A 22,676-nucleotide genomic window follows, 5' to 3' on the forward strand; every position below is an offset into this window, starting at 1 on the left:
TAATCCCCTGTCCTGTTCTGCTCAGTAACCCAGTCGCGCCATCTCGGCCTGGAAGCTGTCCGCGCTCCAGAGGGCCGAGGCTTCGGTGCGCGAACCGCGCGCGTTCAGCGCCCCAACCAGCTCATCAAGCCCCACCACGCCGGTGGCGAAAACTGCTTCAAGGTGGGCTACCAGCGCGTCTTCGTAGCGGCTCGGTTCGCGGTGGCGGGTCTGCCAGACAATATTCTCGGCCCGGCCCGGCACCTGAATGTTGTTGATGCCGGCTTCGGTGTTGGGCTCATTCCGGAACCAGGTAGCTAGCTTGGGGTTGTACTCGGTCATGCTGTGTCTCCTCATGCCAGTTGCAGCTGAATGTCGTCGCCGTCGACCCGCACCGGGTAAATGTTCAGGTTGCGACAGCCCGGGCCGCTTTCCAGCTTGCCGGTGGGGATATCGAAAATCGCTTCGTGCAGCGGACATTCGACGGTGCGGCCTTCAACGAATCCCTGGGTCAGCAAGGCATAGGCGTGGGGGCAGATATCTTCGATGGCATAGAAGCCATCCTCCACCTTGAACACACCCAGCGCCCTGTCCTGGACCTTGACTGAAAACGGGCTGTCTTCCGATACCTGCCCCACTTTGCAAACTGACACCCAGTTCATCTCGACCACCTTTTGTTTTATATATAAACACTCGTCTTATATGCGAACAAGATTACCGCCACTCAAAATCCAAGTCAACCCCAGGAGGAAGACAGGACCATAGCTCCCGATCACAGCATCAAAAATGCCCAAGAATAAAAATAAATACATATAAAACAAATATTTAACGACTATAAAAACATCTTCCAGGCGCAACTCCTCCGCACCGGATGACGAGATAGGTCAGCAGAAAGAGCGAGCGACGGAGGCTAACAAGCGGAAAAACAAGACTTTTTCATTAAAACTTGAATTTTCTGTTCAAACACAAAAATTCAGTGTATCGCCTGCGACTCAGTTCGAAAGCATGACAGGGAATGAACAGGAGATGGCGCTGATAACACCAAACCCGAAACGGGGATGAGAAACCAGGCATGATCGCCGGCGCCCCGGCCGGATACCGGTGTGCGCCAGGGTCGGGGGCCTCAGCTTAAGAGGTACGGCAGCACCCTCGAGTTAATAAGGAAGGAAGATGCAGGCCAATGGACGGCTCGCGACTCACGGAAAGAGTCGCCACCGGTGCTGGAATCTTAAAATTGCGACGAATGCAGGCTCAGCGTACGCGACAGATCCTGCGCCGCCTTGACGACCTCATCCCGGATACGACCATCAAACTCGTCACGGGACAGGCTACCCAGCGGACAACTGACGGAGACCGCGGCAACGATACGCCGGTCTTCCACACTGAAAACCGGAGCAACGCAGGCCGCCATGCCGGGATTAAAATGCCCCCAGGCGATCGCTGCATCCTTCCCGCGATAACTGCGCACCCGCTCCAGCAGTGCCTCGGGGCTGGCGGGAGTGCTTTCGGTAAAACGATCGAAGCTGAAATCCTGGTACAGCGCTACAACCGCCTCGTCCGACAGGGTCGAAAGCATCAGCTGCCCGGTAACTGTGGCGTGGGCAGGCCAGCGTGTGCCCACCGATACGGTACTGGTGAAAGGCCCGGTGGCCTGGAAGCAATCGACAATCACGGTATTGCGGCCGTCGCGAATCAGCAGCTGGCTCGCCAGGGTTGTCTGGTTGCGCAGATGCTCCAGAATCGGCCGCGACGGCTCCAGCAGCTCCAGGCTGGAGAGGTATTGAAACCCCAGATCCAGAATACGCGAACTCAGGGTATAGCGATTACTGTCGCCGATGCGCCTTATAAATCCACAGTGTTCCAGGGTATAAACGAGCCTGAAGGTACTGGAGCGATTGACGCCAATCGCCTCCGCCAGTTCGGATATAGACACTTCCCTGTTGGTTTTGCTGAACTGCTGCAGCACAGCCAGCCCCCTGACCAGACCCGGGACTATATAACGGTCATCTGTTTCCATGATCTGCCTGTACCCACTGCGAACACTGCCAAAACGACCTGCGATTGGATCACGCGCCCCTGAAGCTGTCAATTGAAGCCCACGCCCTGGAAGACTCTGCGCCAATAAGCGGCAGATCAATTTTTTGACCTTTTGGAAAAATTACCTTGCCCGGTCAGTTTTCAGGTTATATATTGACCAAAAGGTAAAACAACAATAACAAACAACAGCCAGGGCCTCTTGTCCGATTCACCGGCGATTAACGGTAACGGATAAACACCCAGGCTCGCCAAGACGGAGACAGGATCGTGTTCAGAACCTTATACCGCACCGCAAATCTGCAGCCGGCACATTACCTCCCCGGCAGCGCCCATAGCCCCACCCGTCCGCGAAGCCCGGCACCGCCCGGCGCTGTAACCTGATGTCTGCAGCTGGCGATTGCCGGATGATGACCAGCAGCGCGCACTGAGCAACACCCGCAAGCCCCGATCTCCGACCGATACCCGGCTGCCTGGCTGCGTCCAGACGGCACCGGGAGCATTTATAACAAAAAAAGAGGATGCATCATGAGCACCGAGTCTCCCCGTACCTCAACCGCCGTCCAGGTGGGTGAGTTCTATGAACTCAATACAGGCCCGGACGTGCGCAACAGCGCCCACTATAACGAGGATATAGCCCCCACCCGGATCAGCGAGCGTACCTGGTCGACCTGGAACGTCGCCGCCCTCTGGGTCGGCATGGCCATTTGCGTACCCACCTATACCCTGGGCGGCGTGCTCACCGCCTATTTCGGTCTGTCGGTGAGTGAGGCCCTGATCACCATCCTGCTGGCCAACCTGGTGGTGCTGATTCCGCTGACGCTCAACGCCTATGCCGGCACCAAGTTCGGCATCCCCTTTCCGGTATTGCTGCGCTCGTCCTTCGGTATTCTGGGCTCCAACATCCCCTGCCTGATTCGCGCCCTGGTGGCCTGTGGCTGGTTCGGCATCCAGACACTGTTCGGCGGCGTGGCCATCCATATACTCTTCTCGACCCTGATTCCCGGCTGGGAGAGCCTGGGCGGTACCGGCGAGGTCATCGGCTTCTTCATGTTCCTGGTGATGAACCTCTTTATCGTCATCAAGGGATCGGAATCCATCAAGATCCTGGAGACCCTGTCCGCTCCGCTGCTGCTGGGTGTGAGTATCGGCCTGATGATGTGGGCCATGCCCCAGGTATCCATCACCGAGCTGCTGGAGATTCCCGCCAAACGTCCGGAAGGTGCCTCTTTCTGGGGTTACTTCTTCGGTGGACTGACCGCCATGGTCGGCTTCTGGGCCACCCTGTCCCTGAATATTCCGGACTTCAGCCGTTACGTTAAATCACAGAAGGACCAGATCACCGGCCAGATTATCGGCCTGCCCCTGACCATGCTGTTCTTCGCGTCCCTGGGCGTTGTACTCACCGCCGCCTCCGCCAGCCTGGTGGGCGAAACCATTTCGGACCCGGTCAACCTGATCGGCAAGATCGACAGCCCCGTCTGGGTCGTGATCGCCATGATCATGATCATCATCGCCACCCTGTCCACCAACACCGCCGCCAATATCGTCTCGCCGACCAATGATTTCCAGAACATAGCCCCCAAGAAAATCAACCAGACCCGCGGCGTGCTGCTGACCGGCGCCCTGGGCATAGTACTGATGGGCTGGGAGCTGCTGAAAAAGCTCGGCATCATCGAGTCCGATGTCAGTGTCGAGGCCATGTATACCGGCTGGCTGCTGGGCTACTCCAGCCTGCTGGGGCCGATTGCCGGCATCATGATCGTCGACTATTTCGTCATCAAGCGTCAGTTCCTGAACCTGCCTGAACTGTACAAGACCCACGGCATCTATCGCGGCTTCAATCCCGCGGGCCTGACCGCCTTTGGCATACCGGTGGCCCTGACGCTGTTTTCCATCAGCACCGGCTACCTGAACTGGTTCTATCAGTACGGCTGGTTTACCGGCTCCATTCTCGGCGGCCTGGTGTACTGGGTTGCCGCCAGCAAGCAGCCTGCGCCCGTCACCCAGGGCCTGGCCCAGGGTAACTGAAGCCCGATGACGGCCGGAGCCCGCAAAGGGCCCCGACCGTCACAGGCCGACTGACTGTTTCAGGCTCTTGATTGTTTTAAAGAAGAAGGAAGGAGAGACCCATGTCCATCGTGATCCGTGGTGGTACAGTCGTGACCGCCGACCACAGCTTTAGGGCCGACGTTTATTGTGAAAATGGCCTGATCGCCGCCATCGGCGAGCATCTGGAAGTACCCACCGGCGCCGAGGTCATCGACGCCAGCGGTCAGTACATCATGCCAGGCGGCATCGACCCCCATACCCATATGCAGCTGCCCTTCATGGGCACCGTCGCCACCGATGATTTCTACACCGGCACGGCGGCGGGCCTGGCGGGAGGCACCACCAGCATTATCGACTTCGTAATCCCGGCCCCCGGCCAGCGCCTGATGGAAGCCTATGAGCAGTGGCGCGACTGGTCCGCCAAGTCGGCCTCGGACTACAGCTTCCATGTGGCCATTACCTGGTGGGACGACTCGGTAGCCGCCGACATGGAAACCCTGGTCAAGGATCACGGCGTTAACAGCTTCAAGCATTTCATGGCCTACAAGAACGCCATCATGGCGGACGACGAAATTCTGGTGAAGAGCTTTCGCCGCTCGGTGGAGCTCGGCGCCATGCCCACGGTGCATGCCGAAAATGGCGAGCTGGTGTTCCAGCTGCAGCAGGAAATGCTGGCCCGCGGCCTGACAGGCCCCGAAGCGCACCCGCTGTCGCGCCCCCCCATAGTGGAAGGCGAGGCGGCGAATCGCGCCATCCAGATCGCCCAGGTGATGAATGTGCCTATCTATATAGTGCATGTATCCTGCAAGGAGTCACTGGATGCCATTACCCGCGCCCGCAACGATGGCCAGCGCGTTTACGGTGAAGTGCTCGCAGGCCACCTGGCGATCGACGACAGTGTCTATCGCAACGAGAGCTTCGAGTTTGCCGCCGCCCATGTGATGAGCCCGCCGTTTCGCTCAAAACAGCATCAGCAAGCACTCTGGCAGGGCTTGCAGGGCGGCAATCTGCAGACCACCGCCACCGACCACTGCTGTTTTTGTGCCGAGCAAAAAGCCGCCGGCAAGGACGACTTCACCAAGATCCCCAACGGTACCGCCGGCATTGAAGACCGCCTGGCCGTTATCTGGGACGAGGGCGTCAACAAGGGTCGCCTGACGATGAACGAATTTGTTGCGGTGACCTCCACCAATACTGCCAAGATCTTCAACCTTTACCCGCGCAAGGGCTCGGTCTCGGTAGGCGCCGATGCCGATCTGGTGGTCTGGGATCCCGCCGGCACCCGCACCATTTCGGCCAAAACCCACCATCAGAATATCGACTTCAACATCTTCGAAGGCCGCACAGTCACCGGCATTCCCAGCCATACCCTGAGCCAGGGCAAGCTGGTCTGGTGCAACGGCGAACTCAGGGCCGAGAAAGGCGCCGGCCGTTATCTCCATCGCCCCGCCTTTGCTCCGGTGTTTGACGCCATGGCCAAAAAGCGCGAACTGGAAGCACCTGTGCCGGTGCAGCGCGACCGCTAAACACGACCCCAAGGAAAGAAGTCATGAACTGGATTGGAATTCCGTTGACACTGCTGGCCGGCGGCATGCTGGCGCTGCAGATCGGCGTCAACTCCACCCTGGCCCGTAACGCCGGTTTCGCCCTCTGGGCGTCCGGCGCCTCCTTCATCGTCGGCAGCCTTGCCCTTATGCTCTGCTGCATAGGTCTGCGGCTGCCCTGGCCGGGCTTAGAGGCATTGCGTGCGGCACCCGCCTGGTCCTGGACCGGAGGGCTGCTGGGTGCCTTTTATGTGACTACCCTGATCATTTTTGCGCCGCGCATAGGTGCAACCCTTGCGCTGGCGCTGGTCATCGCCGGCCAGCTGACCGGTGCCCTCTTGCTGGATCGCTTCGGCCTGTTCGGCTTTACGCCCCAGGCCATTACACCCGGACGCCTGGCAGGCGTTGCACTGATACTCACAGGTGCTCTGCTGATCCGCCGTTTTTGATCCCGGCATAGGTCACCATAAAGGACAGGTGCGCCTGAACTGCGCGCCCGTTCATCCTGCTGCCCAAGCGGGTGCACACTTAAAACTCCATATTAAAAATCTATTTTTATCAAAAGGTTACAAAAAAACCCACCCTTAAGGCCCATTATCCTCCGGCAAGCCGACACTAAAGCCACTGCTATACTTAAAGCTGGCAAGCGCATTGCCTACTTGGCTCAGCCCGCGCCCTGCCAAAGACGCTATACGAATCGAGAACAGGAGATCTCAGCCAACCCGCTGGAGGTGTGTCATGAACCGGCACTATTACATCAGTGACAATCTCGACGAACTTGAAACCGTCGAGCACGAGCTGGAAGCCAAGGGTATCAACACGGAACAGATCCATGTGCTGAGCGAAAATGAAGCCGCAGTCGAACAGCACCACCTGCCGAAGGTGGTCTCGTTCATGAAACAGGATGTTGTACACTCCGGCGAAATTGGTGCCGCCATCGGTGTCGTGCTGGCCGCACTGCTGCTGGGCATCGCCTACGGCATGGGCTGGACTGAAACCGCCGCCGGCTGGATCCCCTTCGTCTTCCTCGCGGTCGTTATCCTGGGATTCTGCACCTGGGAAGGCGGTTTCTTCGGCCTCCAGGAACCCAATTCGCGTTTTCGCCGCTTCAAACGCCTGCTAAAGCACGGCAAGCATGTTTTTTTCGTCGATGTCGAACCGGACCAGGAGGATATTCTGGATCATGTGGTGAAACAGCATCCGCGCCTTAAACTCGCCGGCACCAGCGATGGAACACCACACTGGGTGGTTAGCTGGCAGCAGAAATGGCATCAGTTCAAACGCACCATCTAGTACCATCTAGAATCTCGCAAGAAAACGGCGGGCGGCGCGACCAGCCGCTACGCCCTACAATGCTGCTGTGGAAAAGCCCTGCACAAGTTTTCACAGCGCCATTATCGGCCTCTTCTGCGGCTCATTTTTCCAAGGCACAGTGCAGATACTGTGCACCGGGCCAGATCCTTTTAAATGCGGGCCTTTCCATCAAGTGAACGGAGCTTACCCCCAGGCTATCAACAGCCTTGCCCAGTGCTTTTGTGGGTAAAATCCACAGGCATTACGCATCAATTTATACATAAACAGTTATCCACACCCCTTTTCCCACAGAGCCTGCAGAGCCCCGTGCGGCTCCCCCTCCCCTATACTTGAAACGACGACCTGCAGCCAGGCAGCCCGAAGCTGCGGGCGATTTCTTTCAAGCTAGGGGAATCAAGCTCAGTGCTCCAAGCTCAGGGCATCAAGCTCGGGGTATCAGGCACCGGCTATCAAACATCAGCTCAGGAGGCAGCATGACGACAGAGGCACAGCCGTCGGATCTCTATTACGGGGACTACCTGCAGCTCGGGCAACTGCTCGGCGCCCAGGCACCGCTGAGTCGCCGGCAGGGCAGCGAAGCCCATGACGAGATGCTGTTTATCATAGTGCACCAGGCCTATGAGCTCTGGTTTAGACAGATTCTGCATGAGCTTGATGCCGTGCTGCGGGCTTTCGGGGAGGCCAGGCTCGATGAACGCCGACTGGCAGGCATCTGCGCCAAGCTGGAACGGATCAGCGTTATTCAGCACCTGCTGGTCGAGCAGATCGGCGTGATCGAAACCATGACGCCGCAGGATTTTCTGGAATTTCGCGACCTGCTGGTGCCGGCCTCCGGCTTTCAAAGCCTGCAGTTTCGCGCCATCGAGATAAAGCTCGGGCTGCGCGAGCAGGACCGTACCGCCTTCAGCGCCTGCGCCTTCTATCAGCGTTTCAAGCCCGCCGACGCCCATTACCTGCGCAGGCTGCAAACTGAGCCCAGCCTGTTCGACCGGGTCGATGCCTGGCTGGCACGCATGCCGTTCTTGCAGGACAAGCACTACGACTTCTGGTCCAGCTATCGCGACAGTATCGAAGCCAGCCTTGCATCCGACCGGCAGCTGATCGAAACGCACCCGCTGCTCTCTGCCGACGACAAACAGCTACAGCTGGCGCAGCTGACACAAACCCGGCAGCAGTTCGACAGTCTGTTTCTGCCCGAAGCCTACGAGTCACAACGGACACAGGGTCTGGTGCGGCTGTCACACCGCGCCATTCAGGCCGCGCTCTTTATCTACCTGTACCGTGACGAGCCACTGCTGCAGCAGCCCTTTGGCTTGCTGAAACGTCTGGTGGAAGTGGATGAACAGCTGACCGCCTGGCGTTATCGCCATGCCCTTATGGTGCAGCGGATGCTCGGCCGCCGTATCGGTACCGGCGGCTCATCGGGGCACGACTACCTGCGCACCAGCGCCGAACGAACGCAGATATTTGGCGACTTTTTCAACCTCGCCTCTTACCTGCTGCCCCGCTCCAAACTGGCACCGCTGCCAGCGGAGCTGACCCAGCTGCTGGATTTTCATTTCAGCACCCTGCACCGCGATGCCTGACTCAGGTGCTCGTTATAAAAAATACTACCGTCGCTTCCTGCAGGCCCATCCGGGTCAGCTGCATTTTACCGCCCACAGTCACCACTACTGGCCGGACGTGACGCGCGAGGCGATGCTGCAATACTGGGACCATGCCGCACTGCAGGTCGATGACAAATGGGCCTCGCTGCACAGCGACCTGATCCCCCGGCTGCAGCAGCGCATCGGCACACTGCTGGGGTCAAACAGCCCGCGGCAGCTCTGTTTCGCCCCCAGCACACACGAGCTGCTGGTGCGGCTGCTCTCCTGCCTGGCTCTGAACCGCAAGGTGCAGATTTTGACCTCGACCGCGGAATTTCACAGCTTTTCACGTCAGATTCGCCGACTGGAGGAAACCGGCTGGTGCCAGGTCACCCGCATTGCGAGCGAACCCATAGGCGAATTCGCGCCCCGCATGCTGGCCGCGCTGCGCCAGCAACCCTGGGATCTGCTGTTTTTCAGTCAGGTCTTTTTCGACTCAGGCCTGGTGGTTACCGACCTGGCCGAGATCGCGGCGGCTGCCCCGCGCAGCTGCCTCGTTGCAATCGATGCCTACCACGGCTTTGCCGCGCTGCCGTTTGCACCGGGACCGCTGCTGGAGCGCGTGTTTTACCTGGCCGGCGGCTACAAATATGCCCAGGGAGGCGAGGGCTGCTGTTTCATGCATGTACCGCCCGACTGCAGATTGCGCCCCGCGATCACCGGCTGGTTCGCCGATTTTGAACACCTCGACCAGCCCGGCAGCCGGGTTGACTACGCCGCGGACGGCCGCCGCTTCGCCGGTGCCACCTTCGACCCAACCGGCCTTTACCGGCTGGATGCAGTGCTGGGACTCTATGAACGTGAAAGGATTGGCATCAGTGAACTGCACGCGCATGTCAGCGCCTTGCAGCAACGCTTCCTGGCGGGCCTGGATCAGCCGGTTGCTTGCTTTCAGGGCGGGCGCTGGGTCCATGAGGCAGGACGGCCCCACGGCCACTTTCTGACCATTGAACTGCCCGCAGCGGGCGCCGCCGCACTGGTGCAGCAACTGAAACAGCAGGGCATCCACAGCGACAGTCGCGGCCAGCGGCTGCGCTTCGGCTTTGGCGCCTATCACGATTACAAGGATATAGACCGGCTTCTAAACTGCCTGCGTACGCTTCCCACAGCGCCTGTCCCCAAGCCGCGGTGACGGGCAGTGGACGCTTAATCCAGGCACCGCTGGCGCACATGGACGAAAAAAGGGGGGCTGCCCCTGCGGCCAGCCCCCCCTGCGTTAACAGCACCGACTTCAGATCGACTCGTTCACCGCCGCCGTCAGTTCCATGATGGCTTTCTTGCCATCCCCAAACAGCATCAGACAGTTGTCCCGGGCAAATAAAGGATTGGGCAGGCCTGCGAAGCCCGGGCTCAGGCTGCGCTTGACCACCACCACGGTGCGCGCCTTGTCAACGTTGAGGATCGGCATGCCGTAAATCGGGCTGCCCTTGTCCTCCCGTGCCATGGGATTGGTGACGTCATTGGCACCTATCACTATGGCCACATCCGTCTGCTCGAACAGCGCATTGACCTCTTCCATGGGCTGCATCTTGTCGTAGGCCACCTCGGCTTCGGCCAGCAGTACATTCATGTGTCCCGGCATGCGCCCCGCCACCGGATGCAGGCCGTAGATCACCTCTATGCCACGACGTTCCAGCGAGTCGGCCAGATCCCGCACCGCGTGCTGGGCCTGGGCCATGGCCAGACCAAAGCCTGGCACTATCACCACCCGGCGGGCGCTCTCTAACAGCATGCCCACTTCCTCGGGCGAGGACGACTTCACCTTGCCGGCATAGACTTCATCCGCATCCATCACAGGCCCGCCGGCCTCCCCCATGGAGCCGAACAGCACACCGGCCAGCGACCGGTTCATGGCCACGCACATGATACGGGTCAGGATAATGCCCGACGCCCCCACCAGGGCGCCGGACACCACCAGCACGCTGTTGCCCATGATAAAGCCCGCTGCCGCTGCCGCCAGCCCCGAATAGGAGTTAAGCAGCGCTATCACCACCGGCATGTCGGCACCGCCAATGGGCATGACCAGGGTTACCCCCAGCACCAGCGCCAGCACGCTGAGCAGTATCAGGATGCCGCTGTCGCCGCTGCCGCTGATGAGTGAGCCCGCCAGTGCCAGCACCGCCACAAAGAGCAGCAGATTAAAGCCACGGATACCCCGAAAGCCCAGCGGCCGGCCCGGCAGCAGTTCCTGCAGCTTGGCAAAGGCCACGGCACTGCCGGTCAGGGTCACGGCGCCGATCAGCAGCGTCACGCAGATGGCCACCAGCGCCACCAGCCCCTGCAGGCCTTCTGTTTCCGCCAGGCCCAGAAAGCTCGCCGCCGCCACACAGAGGGAGGCTCCGCCACCAAAGCCGTTGAGCAGCGCCACCATCTGCGGCATCGCCGTCATCTGGATACGGGTCGCCAGCACAGTACCGATCAGCGAGCCCAGCACCACGCCGCCCAGTATCCACTCATAGGACAGGATCGACTTGTCCAGCAGGGTGACCACCACCGCCACCAGCATGCCGATGGCGGCCATCTGGTTACCGCGCACCGCGGTGCGCGGCCGGGTCAGTCCCTTGATACCCCCGACGAACAGCATCGCCGCCAGCAGGTAGAAACCATCAACCAGGAACAGATTCATGACTCACACCTCCCTTGGCGGCAGTTGGGGTAGAGACTTTGCGGGGCCTGAACATGCGCAACATGCGGTTCGTCACCAGGAATCCCCCCACGACATTGATTGTCGCCAGGGTCACGGCGATCATCCCGAGCACCGGCACCCAGAGGCCGGCACCATCGCCTGCGCCCGCTGCCAGCAACGCGCCCACCAGGGTGATGCCGGAAATGGCATTGCTGCCGGACATCAAGGGCGTGTGCAGGGTCGCCGGCACCTTGGTGATGAGCTCGACGCCCAGAAACACCGCCAGCACGAAGAGTGAAATTTGCAGTATCAGGATTTCCATCAGGCCACCTCCTCCAGCGCCCGTACACCCAGGCCCAGGCGCTCACGAATGCGCCCGGCACAGATCTCGCCCTGGTGAGTCACCAGGGTGTCGGCGACGATTTCATCGTCAAAATCCAGCTGCAGCCGGGCCTCGTCATCCAGCAGGTGCAGCAGCAGATTTTCGATATTGCGGCCGTGCATCTGGCTGGCATGCAGGGGCACGCTGGCCGCCAGGTTCAGCGGCCCCATGATGGTCACGCCATGCTCCTGCCGTGTTTCACCTGCCCGTGTCAGCTCGCAGTTGCCACCGCGCTCCGCCGCCAGATCCACGATCACGGCCCCTGGCTTCATCGCCACCACCATCTCGGCGCTGATCAGCACAGGTGCGCGGCTGCCGGGAATGGCGGCCGTGGTAATGACGATATCCTGCTGCGCCAGTACGGCGGTCATCTGCTCGCGCTGGCGCGCCAGGAAATCCGCCCCCTGTTCGGCGGCATAACCGCCCTGGCCTTCGGCCGCCTCGGTGGGCAGATCCAGCTCGATGGGCCTCGCCCCCACAGAGATGATCTGCTCCCGTGCCGCCGGGCGCACATCGTAGGCTTCCACCACGGCGCCCAGGCGCTTGGCGGTGGCCGCCGCCTGCAACCCGGCAACACCGGCCCCCATAATAAAGACGCGGGCCGGATTCAGGGTGCCGGCGGCGGTCATCATCATCGGGAAGATACGCGGCGCTGCCTCGGCCGCCATCAGCACCGCCTTGTAACCGGCGATGGTGGCGATGGACGACAGCACATCCATGCTCTGGGCACGGCTGATGCGCGGCACCAGCTCCAGCGCCAGCAACGACAGCCCGCGCTCGGCCAGGCCTTCGAAACGCGCCGTATCGCTCAGCGGATCCATCAGCGCAATGCACAGCTGGCCGGCACTGAGCCCCTCGAGATCCTCGTTGCGACTGGCATTGACGCACAGCAGCAGCTCGCTGCCGGTGATGGCCTCGCCCCGTGACGCCGCTATGGCGGCGCCGGCATCAACATAGAGCCCATCGGCAAAGCCTGCCAGCAGGCCTGCGCCAGACTCGACCCGAATCTCACAGCCGCGGGCACAGAGCGCCGCAACATTGGCCGGCGTCAGCGCAACGCGCCGCTCGCCGGGGTACAGATCCCTGAGTACAGATAATTTCATTATTTTTCTCCTGTACGATTGAATAAATCAACAATTAAACAGCGGACGCCATTTTATTTAATGGCGATTTTAAACTCACCGACGGTCAAACCCGGGATATTAAGCTTCAGCATTAAGAAACAATAAACTGCAGACCCTAGGCTGGGTAAATCGCGCAGCGATGTACCCAACATTCATGGCTGATGCGTAGGCTGCGCTTTACCCATCCAACATTCCAACACCTTTGAACCAGAATCGAGTAGCGTTAATATCGAGCAGCCATATCAGACCTGCGCGATAATAAAAACTTTTCTGAGGCTGGTTATTTTAACGCTTTAGTTTTAGAGCTTGATTTAAATAGCGACTTTATCTTCAAAAGAAAGATTTTCAAATTTCACTTTAAAAGAACAACCCGGCACTTTCATGCCGGGTTATTCAAGGACCCGGTTCAGTCGTTGGCGCGTTCCAGTACCGCCTGCAGCAGCACATTGCATCCCGCCGCCAGATCTTCTGCCTTGGCGTTTTCCGCCTCGTTGTGGCTGATGCCGTTTTCGCAGGGCACGAAGACCATCGATGTCGGCGCCACACGGGAGATATAGCAGGCATCGTGGCCGGCGCCACTGACGATATCGCGGTGACTGTAGCCGAAGGCTTCGGCCGCCTGGCGTACCGAGTTTACACAGGCGGTATCAAAGGGCACCGGTGGCGAATACCAGATCTGCTCGAACTTCATTTCGAGCCCCAGTTCGCCCGACACCCGATCCGCAATTTCGCGCAGCTCCTGGTCCATTCTGGCCAGTACCTTGGCATCCGGGTGACGGAAGTCCACCGTAAAGAACACCTGGCCCGGAATCACGTTACGCGAGTTCGGGAACACCTGCACCAGACCGACGGTGGCACAGGCGTTGGGCTGGTGATCCATGCCAATACGGTTCACCGTATCGATCAGGCGAGCAGCCCCCACCAGGGCATCGCGGCGCCGTGTCATGGGGGTTGGGCCGGCGTGGGACTCCTGCCCGGTAAGGGTGATTTCGTACCAGCGCTGCCCCTGGGCATCGGTCACCACGCCGATCTGCTTGTCTTCATCCTCCAGAATCGGGCCCTGTTCGATATGAGCCTCGAAGAAGGCCTTGAAGGGGCGGCCACCCACTTCGTCGGGGCCGGCATAGCCAATGCGCTCCAGCTCCTGGCCCATGGTCTTGCCATCCAGGTCCGCCCGGCTGAGGCCATACTCCAGATCGAAGACGCCGGCAAAGACACCCGATGCCACCATGGCCGGCGGAAAGCGCGAGCCTTCCTCGTTGGTCCAGACCGAGGCCTCGATGGGCGCGCGGGTTTCAATACCCTGGTCATTCAGGCTGCGAATCACCTCCAGCCCCGACAGCACGCCGTAGATACCGTCGAACTTGCCACCCGTGGGCTGGGTATCCAGATGGCTGCCCATGACCACCGGCGGCAGGGAATCGTCCTGGCCTGCGCGACGGGCGAAGATATTGCCCATTTTGTCGATGCGAATGCTGCAGCCGGCGTCCTTGCACCAGCTTACAAAAAGATCACGCCCCTGCTTGTCCAGATCTGTCAGCGCCAGGCGGCAGACGCCGCCTTTTTCGGTGCCGCCGATCTCGCCCATCTGCATCAGGCTGTCCCACAGGCGCTGCTGATTAACGGTAATCTTCTGCATGATTAGACTCTCTCACTCAGACTTTTCAATTCCAAACTATCCGCACCCGCAAGGCTCAGCGAATGCAGTAAAAAAGGGGCAGCGCACTGCCCCGCTATTATTAACCCGACTGGTTAATAGCGACCTTTTAAAAGCCAGTTTTTAACCCTTGAAATGCGGGATAATATGCTCGCCGTACTGGGCGATAATATTTTCCTCGTCACCGTTATCCAGGTAGATATTGAACTGGGTCGTGCCTGCTTCCTTCAAATGGTTCAGTTTGGCGATATGCTGTTCGGCCTCACCCAGCACGCAGAAACTTTCAACGATTTCCGGCGTGATGAAATCCAGGTAGGGGTTATCGCTCTGGCCATGCTTGGAATAGTCGTAGCCTTTGCGCTTCTCGATATAATCGGTCAGGCTCTTGGGCACCAGGCCACTGTCGGTACCGTACTTCTCGACGATATCGGCCACATGGTTACCCACCATGGCCGGGAACCACTTGGTGGACTCAACACAGCTGGCCCTGTCGCCGAAATAGGCCGGTGCTGCGGCAATGACCTTGAAGTTGGACATGTCACGGCCGGCTTCCACGCCGGCAGCGATGGCCTGATCCGCCAGCCACTTGACCAGGGCAGGCTCACCGATCTGCAGAATCACGCCATCACCCACCTCCCCTGCGGTTTTCAGCGCCATCGGGCCGTATGCACCTATGTGTACGGGCAGTTCGTAGCCCTCAGCCCAGGGGAACTGCACCGGTTCCGGGCATTCGCCGTACATCACTTCCTCACCACGCACCATGGCTTTCACCTTGGTGGTGAACTCGGCCACACGGGCCAGGGTGGCGGGCTTCTTGCCCATGACACGTACCGAGCTGTCGCCGCGCCCCAGACCCACTTCAAAGCGGCCACCGCTCTGCTTGGCCAGGCTGCCAAAGAGGCTGGCTGCCAGCGACCAGTCACGGGCATTGGGGTTGGTCACGCAGGGGGCGAACTTGATGCGCGAGGTATGTTCCATGCACATGGCGATGGCCGGGTAGCATTCGCGCCACAGGATATGGGAGTCGTAGAACCAGCAGTAGTCAAAGCCGGCGTCCTCGGCCTGTTTCACCAGTTTACGGGCACGGTCGTGGCTGACAAAACCTTTAAAGCAGATACCAAATTCCATAGTCACTCTCCTGAGTCTTTGTTTTTATTGCAGAAAAAAATTAATGCGCGTCGGGTGGGCAGATGCGAATACCGGCGTGGCTAAAGGGCACTTTCTTGGAAATATTCAGGCGGATCAGAATGGGCGTGATGGCCTCGATGCAGCGGGCGCTTTCGGCCGGGCCGCAGTTGTAGGCAGCGACATCCAGCTTGCGAATCAGCTCGATGACCTTTTCCTTGGCTGCCAGATCATTGCCACACACCAGCACATCGCAGTTGATGCTGTGGTCCAGATCATTCAGTACCGTGGCCGAAACGTTATGCAGCGCGCCCACCACCGGGATGCTGTCCCCCAGCAGCGCCTGGGCCGCTTCAGTGGCAGAACCCGCCGCCGGCATGTCCACGCGCTTGGGGTCTCCCTGGGCCAGGGGCACGGCAATGTCGATCAGCACCTTGGCCACCAGCAAATCCCTGATGGACTCAAGCGTGGCGTCATGGGCACTGTAAGGCACCGCCAGAATCACCAGCTCATCGGCCTGCGCCACCGCTGTGCGGATATCATGGCCGCTGATCCTGGCCGCGGCAGGGCTCAGCAGGGCGCCAAGTTCTGCCGCCGCATCCGCCGCACGGGCCGCGTCACGCGAGCCAATCGCCACCTCGATACCGGCACGGGCAAAGCGCAGTGCCAGACCCCGGCCCTGGGGACCGGTACCACCCAGAATGGATATTTTCATCGAAACCCTTCCTCTTGTTCTTTTTGGTTCAAGTTGCTATCGGTTGAGCTTTTTTCGTTTCAAGCAGCAGTCGCTGCGGCCCACCAGGCCCACAGCGGGGTCTATCGAAACAGGTCTTCCTGTTGCGGGCGCACCAGGTCCCGCGCCGAGCTGTTGTCCGGCGTCCAGTCAATACCGCGGAACAGAATCGCCGGGGTCTTGCCGTCCTTGCTCATCAAGAGGCCCGAGGCCGCCGCCAGCTCATCGGCCAGGGCTGGTACCGTGACCGAAAGCTCGCGGCCGAAGGCATCACGCTCGCCCACCAGATCGATCTGGCTTGGCACCTTGGCAAGGCCCACCGCCACATTCACCAGCCCCATGCGCCAGGGCCGGCCGAAGGTATCGGTAATCACCACGCCCAGGCGCACACCGCTGGCACGTTCCAGCAGCGCGCAGATTTCCCGTGCGCTGCGATCCGGATCTTCCGGCAGCAGGATCACGGTTTCCTCGGCGCCGACATTGGATTCATCCACCGCGGCATTGGCGCAGATAAAGCCCAGCCGGTGCTCGGCAATCAGGGTGCCCTCGACCTGGCCGGGTCTTTTGATGGCCCGCACCACGCGGCTGGATTCCCCCAGAATCACCTCCACCTTGCGCGGGTCCTTGTTCAGTTCCTCGCCGAGCTGGCGCGCCTTCTCGCCCGGTACCACATCGGCCAGGCGCCTGATCCGGCCTTCGGCCTTGGACACCACCTTGTGGGCAATCACCAGGATGTCGCCGTCCTGCAGACTGAGGGCCGCCCGCTCTATGGATTCGAGCAGCAGCGCGCCCAGATCATCCCCCGGCGCTATATCCGGAATACCCGGCAGCACCTGCATGGCAATGCGGGGACTCGCCGCGGTGCGCGCCGCCCTGGCGGCACGGTTCAGGATGGAGGGGTTGAGGATGGCGGGGTCGGTCGGGGCACCGCCGAACGCCATACTCTGTACTGCGCTGTTCTGTGTTACAGATTCCATAGGGTCACCAGTTCCCGCGGCAGATCGCCGCTGTGTGGATGCATCAGGCTGTGAAGGTCTTCCGGGGTATCCAGATCGAAACGCATGTGGTCAAAGTGCAGCAGCTCACAGGGCAGCGACCGCTTGAGCGCCGCCGCCTGGTGCGCTTCGCTGGAGCGCGGGCCAAAGCAAAAGGGCAGGATATCCGGCGGCGTGGTCAGCAGTGCATTGGTACCGGCATCGCTCGCCGGGCAGATCAGCACCGAGGGCGCCGGTCTTGGCCGGCACAGCAGGCTGCGAAACTCGTCGGCATCAAGCCGTGCTATATCCGCCGGTACCAGCAGCTGGGAATCAAAACCCTGCTTTTTGCTCCAGTGCGCCGCCAGTGCCGCCGCCCCCGACAGCCCCGCCGGGCGCAGCTCGCGCAGCACCGCAGCACCATAGCCGCGGGCCAGTTCGCCGATGGCGGCAGAAGCCGTGACCACCAGCAACGGATAATCCGGAAAGTGGGTGCCAAAAAAGCTCAGGGTGCGTTCGCACAGGCGCCGGGCCAGCTGGCTGCGGTCTGTATCGCCGAGCACCGGGCGCAGGCGCGACTTGGCACTGGCGAAATCCTTCACCGGGATTACGATCAGGGTTTTCAGGCTCATGCCAATACCCTGTCAGGCTGATTCAGTTGCGGCGCCAAGCCAGCCACGGCCAGCAGTTCCCGGGCCAGGCACGCCTTGTCGGCATCGCTGCTCATCAGTGTCTGGGTCACCAGCGTATTGAGCCCGCGGGCCTGCAGGGCCGCCACATCAGCGCTGTCACTGACATCAATCACCAGGCTATCGATCAGGCCACGGTAACAGTCGGCCACGCCCAGATTGCTGCAGCTGTACCCCGCCGCCTTGAGCATGCGGTTCGCAGGCCCCTTCACCGTCTGGCCACCGATCAGTGGCGACACAGCGACCCGGGGGCACCTGGCCGCTTCAACCGCACTGCGAATACCCGGCAGCGCCAGAATCGGGCCTATGCTCACCAGTGGATTGCTGGGCGCAAGAATGAGCAGATCCGCCTCACGGATGGCCGCCAGCGCCTCTTCGGTGGGGCGCGCCTCCTCCAGCCCCTGAATTCGCAGCTCCAGCACCTCGGGGCGGCACTGTTCGCGCACAAAGTATTCCTGGAACGACAGCCAGCCACGGGCGGTTTTGACTTCGGTCTGCATGCGGTCATCACTGGGCAGCAGTATATTGGCCGTTACCCCGAGCGCACGGGCGATGGTCTGGGCAATGGCGCTCGGACGCACACCCTGGCGACGCAGCTCGGTGCGATAGATATGGGTGGCGAAGTCCTGATCCCCCAGGTACATCCAGTCATCCGCGCCCAGTCGTGCCAGGCCTTCCAGGGTACGGCTGGTTTCATTGGCCAGCCCCCAGCCCTTGCTGCGATCAATCAGCCCGGCCAGGCTGTAGGTAATGGTATCTATATCCGGCGAGACCCAGAGGCCGTGAAATTCCTGATCATCCGCCACGTTGCCGATGATCGAGAGCTGACCGGGCTGCAGTATCGCGGCAAGCCCAATGGCCAGCTTGGCGCCACCGCCACCGCCGGCCAGCAGGGTGATTTTCGGCGCCTGGGCACTCATGCAATGCCTCCGGCCAGCAGCGACTGGGGCAGCGGTTCGAACGCAGCGTCAGACGCCGCTGTGCGGTCAAAAACCTCCAGCGGGCGATAAAGCGTATTGCGGCGCACCGGCTCACGCCCCATGGCGCGCATCATGCCAATCAGCTCCGCGGGCTGCATTTCCTGGCCATGCTCGCCACCGGCGGCCCGGGAGATGCTTTCGTTCATCAGGGTGCCACCCAGATCATTGACCCCGGCGGCCAGCATCTGCTGCGCAAGGTCAGTGCCGAGCTTGACCCAGGAGGCCTGGATATTGTCGATCCAGCCATTGAGCATCAGGCGCGCCACCGCATGCATGCGGATATGCTCGTGCCGCGTGGGGCCGGGGCGCACGCCCGCCACTTCCAGATAAAGCGGCGTCTTGTAATGGATAAAGCCCAGCGGCACGAACTCGGTAAAGCCGCCGGTTTTCTGCTGAATGGTGCGCAGCAGCGCCAGGTGCGCCGCCCAGTGCTCGGGCCCATCGATATGGCCGTACATGATGGTGGCGGTGGTCGGCAGGCCCAGGCGGTGGGCGGTCTGGATAATCTCGACCCACTGGTCGGTGGTGAGTTTGTCTTTCGTCAGTTGCTGGCGTATCTCGGTATCCAGAATCTCGGCGGCGGTGCCCGGCATCGAGCCCAGACCGTGATCCATCAGATCCTGAATGAAATCGGCGTAGGACATCTTGCTCTTGCGGGCGCCAAACCAGATTTCAAACGGCGAAAAGGCGTGTATGTGCATGCCCGGCAGCACACTCTTGATGGCCTTGAGCATGTCGCGATAGAAATGCACCGGCAGGTCCGGGTGCAGCCCACCCTGAATGCACACCTCGGTGGCGCCCCTGTCCCAGGCTTCCTGGGCACGGCGCACGATTTCATCCAGATCGAAGAACTCGGCCTCGGGGTCATCCTTGCGCTTGGCAAAGTTGCAGAACTTGCAGCCCATGTAGCAGACATTGGTGTAATTGATATTGCGGGTGATCACGAAGGTAGCGCGATCGCCAACGCGCTGCTGGCGCACGGCATCGGCGGTGGCGGTGAGCGCATCCAGCTCGGCGCCTTCGGTGCCAAAAAGCACCACGCCTTCGGCTTCGCTCAGCTCCTCACCATCCAGGGCCCGCTGCAGAATGGCACGAACCGCCGTGCTCACAGCCGGGTTGAAAAGCTCCTGCGGCACCCTCGGTGCCAGCGCAATCTTGTGGGGGACAGCGGCATTCATGGCTTTTCTCCTGTTCAGTGACATTGCGCCAGCGCCAGACCGTCGCCACGGGCGATACCGGCCAGGCGGGCGGCGATGGGGGCGGCGAAGAAGCGATGCGGGTATTGCTGATAGTGCGGGTACACCGCCAGACGCTCCTGCAGGCCGTAACCGCAGTCGGCGGTGGCGCTGCGCAGGGATTCAATCTGCGGCCAGGCGCGTTCCGGATTGATGTGATCCAGGGTGAGCGGTGAAATGCCGCCCCAGTCATTGATGCCCGCGGCTATATAGGCGCCGAAGCGCTGCTGCAGATTGGGCGGCGCCTGCACGCTGATGCTCGGGTCCAGCAGCAGCCGGGTCAGCACCAGGGTGCGCACCATGTCGTCCAGATCCGGTTCCGGATGGTTCGCCATGGCGGTACCGGGCTTGGCGCGGAAGTTCTGTACTATGACTTCCTGAATATGGCCGTAGCGGCGGTGCAGATTATTGATGGTGATAAGGCTGTCGACCCGCTCGGCCCAGTTCTCGCCGATACCGATCAGAATGCCGGTGGTGAAGGGCACGCCCTGCTCGCCGGCCCGCTCCAGAGTACGGATACGCTGAACCGGCACCTTGTCGGGGCAGGCATAGTGGGCCTGACCGCGCTGAATCAGCCGCCGGCTGACGTTTTCCAACATCATGCCCATGCTGGCGCTGACCGGCTTGAGCTTGTGGATATCTTCGTCCGACAGGGTGCCGGCATTCACATGGGGCAGCAGGCTGGATTCGGCCAGCACGCGCTCACACATCTGCGCCAGGTAATCCACCATGCTGCTGTGCCCCAGCTGCGCCAGCGCTTCCCGAGCCTGTGGATAACGCAACTCCGGCTTCTCGCCAAGACTGAACAGCACTTCCTTGCACCCCAGCCGCTCGCCTTCGTGCACCACGGCCATGACTTCATCGGGCGTCATCACGCGGGCATTGGGGGAGCCGGGTTTCTGTACAAAGGTGCAGTAGCCGCAGTCGTCGCGGCACATGTTTGTAAGCGGTACGAAGACCTTGCGCGAGTAAGTCAGAGTCTTGCCCCAGTGCGTATCACGCACGGCGGCTGCCTGCAGACCTAAGGTCTTGAATTCTGCGTCGCTCGCCTGTTCCAGCGCCAGCGCCTGGGTGCGGGTCAGCATCATGATCACAGCCTCCGTTATTGTTTTTGGTGGGGCCTGGAGCCTGTCGGACTTAGCACTGGTCTACTGCGGAAAAGTCGATTTTGGTCATTTTTCGCACTCTTTCTTGTTAAATAGCCCCGCTATTCGCCTCAAAAGAGTTCAAAAACTGCCTCAAAACGGCCTTTCCCTCGCTACAACCGGCTAAGCCCGAAAGGCTCCTAACATTGTTCTGGTCAAAGGTCGCTGTGCCTGCACAACAACTTTTTACCAAACGGTAAATTTAATCTACATCAATTTTTGCCAAGTGGTCAAATATTTTTTGCAGATATCGGAAGGCAAGGAGCAAGAGCAAGAGCGAGCTGGAAGCTGGAAGCTGGAAGCTGGAAGCTGGAAGCTGGAAGCTGGAAGACAGATTATGGCGTTCGTCGGATAGCGCCAGTTGCGCATCGCTGGAACCCACTTCTCGGATGACACGACAAGGTAAAGTGACGGCGTAGGAGTGATCGCGGTTTCAAGTACACAACCCGAGTACCAGGCTTCGTCTCTAACCGGACAGCCCGGTTTCGCCTTTCTGGCGACCTACTTTCCTTGTGGCGCGACAAGGAAAGTAGGCAAAGGAAACGCGCCCCAAGAAGCCGGCCTGCGGCAACACTGCACGCCGTGAAAATTCTCCGGTCCAGCAACGCCACGTCCCTGTGGCTATGCTGGATCTCGGCATCCATGCCGAGCCCCTTCGGGCTGTTCGGAAAATTGTCCCGGTGCTCGCCGGCTTCAATAGGGGTTTAGGATGCCAACTGAAACTCCTCAGCACTAATCAGAAATTTCAGTGATTGATTACCTGGCAAAAACCAGCCATCCCGGATTGCTGCTACAGCCCAACCAACTAGCTACAGACATACGCTGGAAAGCTCGGAAGAACATACGCGATTTTCTGCAACCCGCTGCTCAATTTCCACTGGCGAACTCTGAAAGAGTTCCCTAGTATCAAAGCACTATGGAATGACGGCTGCTGGATACTGATCACTGCCCTGAACCCAAACGCGCATGCTCGTTTTCAACGGAGGAAAATGGCTATGATGCTTCATTATCTATTTAATGCAGTTACTTGGACACCGTTGTGGGTCTTATAGCATGAGCGTAAACGCGCAGGAACAGTATTAAAAACACTAGAGGTTTCCATGGAAATTACACCTTCATCAGAAATACTTAGTATCGTAGCTCTGGTCATCGCGCTGTCATCTACAATAATAAACTATTTAGTTTTAAAGCTTCAGAGGGAGCCTGAAGTTGTTATATATGCTTTGCATGACGAGCGGCGTCCTTCATTCATCAACCTCATTATTGAGAACTCAGGATCAGGCGCAGCACAAGATGTGAATTTTACTAGCAGCAGAGCTATACCATCTCGTGCCTTCGGCTTTGAGAATGCAAAACAACCAGAATACATGACTGAAGGCCCCCCAGGGCAAACGCATGAACGATTTTTATACAGGTGAATGAGCGGCAACTTGCATC

Annotated in this window: 21 protein-coding genes; 7 read left to right on the forward strand and 14 right to left on the reverse strand. The window is 60.0% G+C overall.

Annotated features, from left to right (window positions below):
• Positions 1 to 21 precede the first annotated feature (21 nt).
• The 3 genes from MRS74_RS08945 to MRS74_RS08955 form a co-directional block, all read right to left on the reverse strand.
• Positions 22 to 321: a recombinase-like helix-turn-helix domain-containing protein gene (locus MRS74_RS08945; protein ID WP_254579936.1), complete on the reverse strand. Its 300-nt coding sequence runs from the start codon at positions 319 to 321 to the stop codon at positions 22 to 24.
• A gap of 11 nt (positions 322 to 332) precedes the next feature.
• Positions 333 to 641: a non-heme iron oxygenase ferredoxin subunit gene (locus tag MRS74_RS08950; RefSeq protein ID WP_254579937.1), complete on the reverse strand. Its 309-nt coding sequence runs from the start codon at positions 639 to 641 to the stop codon at positions 333 to 335.
• Positions 642 to 1,207: 566 nt separating this feature from the next.
• Positions 1,208 to 1,996 (reverse strand): IclR family transcriptional regulator, encoded by a 789-nt coding sequence (locus tag MRS74_RS08955; RefSeq protein WP_254579938.1) that lies wholly within the window; start codon positions 1,994 to 1,996, stop codon positions 1,208 to 1,210.
• 545 nt (positions 1,997 to 2,541) lie between these two features.
• On the opposite strand from MRS74_RS08955, the gene MRS74_RS08960 reads away from it, so the two are divergent.
• The 6 genes from MRS74_RS08960 (at position 2,542) to MRS74_RS08985 (ending at position 9,701) form a co-directional block, all read left to right on the forward strand.
• Positions 2,542 to 4,044 (forward strand): NCS1 family nucleobase:cation symporter-1, encoded by a 1,503-nt coding sequence (locus tag MRS74_RS08960; RefSeq protein WP_254579939.1) that lies wholly within the window; start codon positions 2,542 to 2,544, stop codon positions 4,042 to 4,044.
• Between the two features lie 101 nt (positions 4,045 to 4,145).
• Positions 4,146 to 5,591 carry a dihydropyrimidinase gene (hydA, locus tag MRS74_RS08965; RefSeq protein ID WP_254579940.1) on the forward strand — a complete coding sequence of 482 codons (1,446 nt, stop codon included), beginning with the start codon at positions 4,146 to 4,148 and terminating at the stop codon, positions 5,589 to 5,591.
• 23 nt (positions 5,592 to 5,614) lie between these two features.
• Entirely contained in the window at positions 5,615 to 6,058 is a 444-nt protein-coding gene (locus MRS74_RS08970; RefSeq protein ID WP_254579941.1) for a DMT family transporter, read from the forward strand.
• A 289-nt stretch (positions 6,059 to 6,347) separates the two neighbouring features.
• The gene (locus tag MRS74_RS08975) at positions 6,348 to 6,902 is read left to right on the forward strand and encodes a magnesium transporter (RefSeq protein WP_254579942.1); all 555 of its coding nucleotides are present in this window, start codon (positions 6,348 to 6,350) and stop codon (positions 6,900 to 6,902) included.
• Positions 6,903 to 7,396: 494 nt separating this feature from the next.
• On the forward strand, positions 7,397 to 8,509 hold the full coding sequence (locus MRS74_RS08980) for a tryptophan 2,3-dioxygenase family protein (protein WP_254579943.1): 1,113 nt from the start codon (positions 7,397 to 7,399) through the stop codon (positions 8,507 to 8,509).
• Entirely contained in the window at positions 8,502 to 9,701 is a 1,200-nt protein-coding gene (locus MRS74_RS08985) for an aminotransferase class V-fold PLP-dependent enzyme (protein ID WP_254579944.1), read from the forward strand. The genes MRS74_RS08980 and MRS74_RS08985 overlap by 8 nt, the downstream gene beginning before the upstream one ends.
• A gap of 99 nt (positions 9,702 to 9,800) precedes the next feature.
• On the opposite strand, the gene MRS74_RS08990 is transcribed toward MRS74_RS08985, so the two are convergent.
• The 11 genes from MRS74_RS08990 to cofG form a co-directional block, all read right to left on the reverse strand.
• Entirely contained in the window at positions 9,801 to 11,195 is a 1,395-nt protein-coding gene (locus MRS74_RS08990) for an NAD(P)(+) transhydrogenase (Re/Si-specific) subunit beta (RefSeq protein ID WP_254579945.1), read from the reverse strand.
• Entirely contained in the window at positions 11,176 to 11,517 is a 342-nt protein-coding gene (locus MRS74_RS08995; RefSeq protein ID WP_254579946.1) for an NAD(P) transhydrogenase subunit alpha part 2, read from the reverse strand. Before MRS74_RS08995 ends, MRS74_RS08990 begins: the two co-directional genes overlap by 20 nt.
• On the reverse strand, positions 11,517 to 12,680 hold the full coding sequence (locus MRS74_RS09000; protein WP_254579947.1) for an NAD(P) transhydrogenase subunit alpha: 1,164 nt from the start codon (positions 12,678 to 12,680) through the stop codon (positions 11,517 to 11,519). The genes MRS74_RS08995 and MRS74_RS09000 overlap by 1 nt, the downstream gene beginning before the upstream one ends.
• Before the next feature lie 427 nt (positions 12,681 to 13,107).
• Complete coding sequence (locus tag MRS74_RS09005) at positions 13,108 to 14,340, reverse strand: Zn-dependent hydrolase (protein ID WP_254579948.1); 1,233 nt, start codon at positions 14,338 to 14,340, stop codon at positions 13,108 to 13,110.
• A 141-nt stretch (positions 14,341 to 14,481) separates the two neighbouring features.
• Positions 14,482 to 15,486 carry a TIGR03842 family LLM class F420-dependent oxidoreductase gene (locus tag MRS74_RS09010; protein WP_254579949.1) on the reverse strand — a complete coding sequence of 335 codons (1,005 nt, stop codon included), beginning with the start codon at positions 15,484 to 15,486 and terminating at the stop codon, positions 14,482 to 14,484.
• Positions 15,487 to 15,526: 40 nt separating this feature from the next.
• Positions 15,527 to 16,198: an NADPH-dependent F420 reductase gene (gene npdG / locus MRS74_RS09015; protein ID WP_254579950.1), complete on the reverse strand. Its 672-nt coding sequence runs from the start codon at positions 16,196 to 16,198 to the stop codon at positions 15,527 to 15,529.
• A 101-nt stretch (positions 16,199 to 16,299) separates the two neighbouring features.
• The gene (gene cofE / locus MRS74_RS09020; RefSeq protein WP_254579951.1) at positions 16,300 to 17,193 is read right to left on the reverse strand and encodes a coenzyme F420-0:L-glutamate ligase; all 894 of its coding nucleotides are present in this window, start codon (positions 17,191 to 17,193) and stop codon (positions 16,300 to 16,302) included.
• Positions 17,181 to 17,822 (reverse strand): 2-phospho-L-lactate guanylyltransferase, encoded by a 642-nt coding sequence (gene cofC / locus MRS74_RS09025; protein ID WP_254579952.1) that lies wholly within the window; start codon positions 17,820 to 17,822, stop codon positions 17,181 to 17,183. The genes cofE and cofC overlap by 13 nt, the downstream gene beginning before the upstream one ends.
• Positions 17,819 to 18,799, reverse strand: coding sequence for a 2-phospho-L-lactate transferase (cofD, locus tag MRS74_RS09030; protein WP_254579953.1), 981 nt, complete (start codon positions 18,797 to 18,799; stop codon positions 17,819 to 17,821). Before cofD ends, cofC begins: the two co-directional genes overlap by 4 nt.
• A complete protein-coding gene (cofH, locus tag MRS74_RS09035) occupies positions 18,796 to 20,037 on the reverse strand; it encodes a 5-amino-6-(D-ribitylamino)uracil--L-tyrosine 4-hydroxyphenyl transferase CofH (protein ID WP_254579954.1) in 1,242 nt (413 codons plus the stop codon). The genes cofD and cofH overlap by 4 nt, the downstream gene beginning before the upstream one ends.
• Before the next feature lie 14 nt (positions 20,038 to 20,051).
• Positions 20,052 to 21,182, reverse strand: coding sequence for a 7,8-didemethyl-8-hydroxy-5-deazariboflavin synthase CofG (cofG, locus tag MRS74_RS09040; protein WP_254579955.1), 1,131 nt, complete (start codon positions 21,180 to 21,182; stop codon positions 20,052 to 20,054).
• Positions 21,183 to 22,339: 1,157 nt separating this feature from the next.
• Here cofG and MRS74_RS09045 point away from each other — a divergent pair.
• Positions 22,340 to 22,657, forward strand: a complete 318-nt coding sequence (locus MRS74_RS09045) for a DUF8453 domain-containing protein (RefSeq protein ID WP_254579956.1) — start codon at positions 22,340 to 22,342, stop codon at positions 22,655 to 22,657.
• Positions 22,658 to 22,676: the final 19 nt, after the last annotated feature.

Source organism: Marinobacterium sedimentorum (assembly GCF_024267675.1).
Classification (GTDB): Bacteria; Pseudomonadota; Gammaproteobacteria; order Pseudomonadales; family Balneatricaceae; genus Marinobacterium_A; species Marinobacterium_A sedimentorum.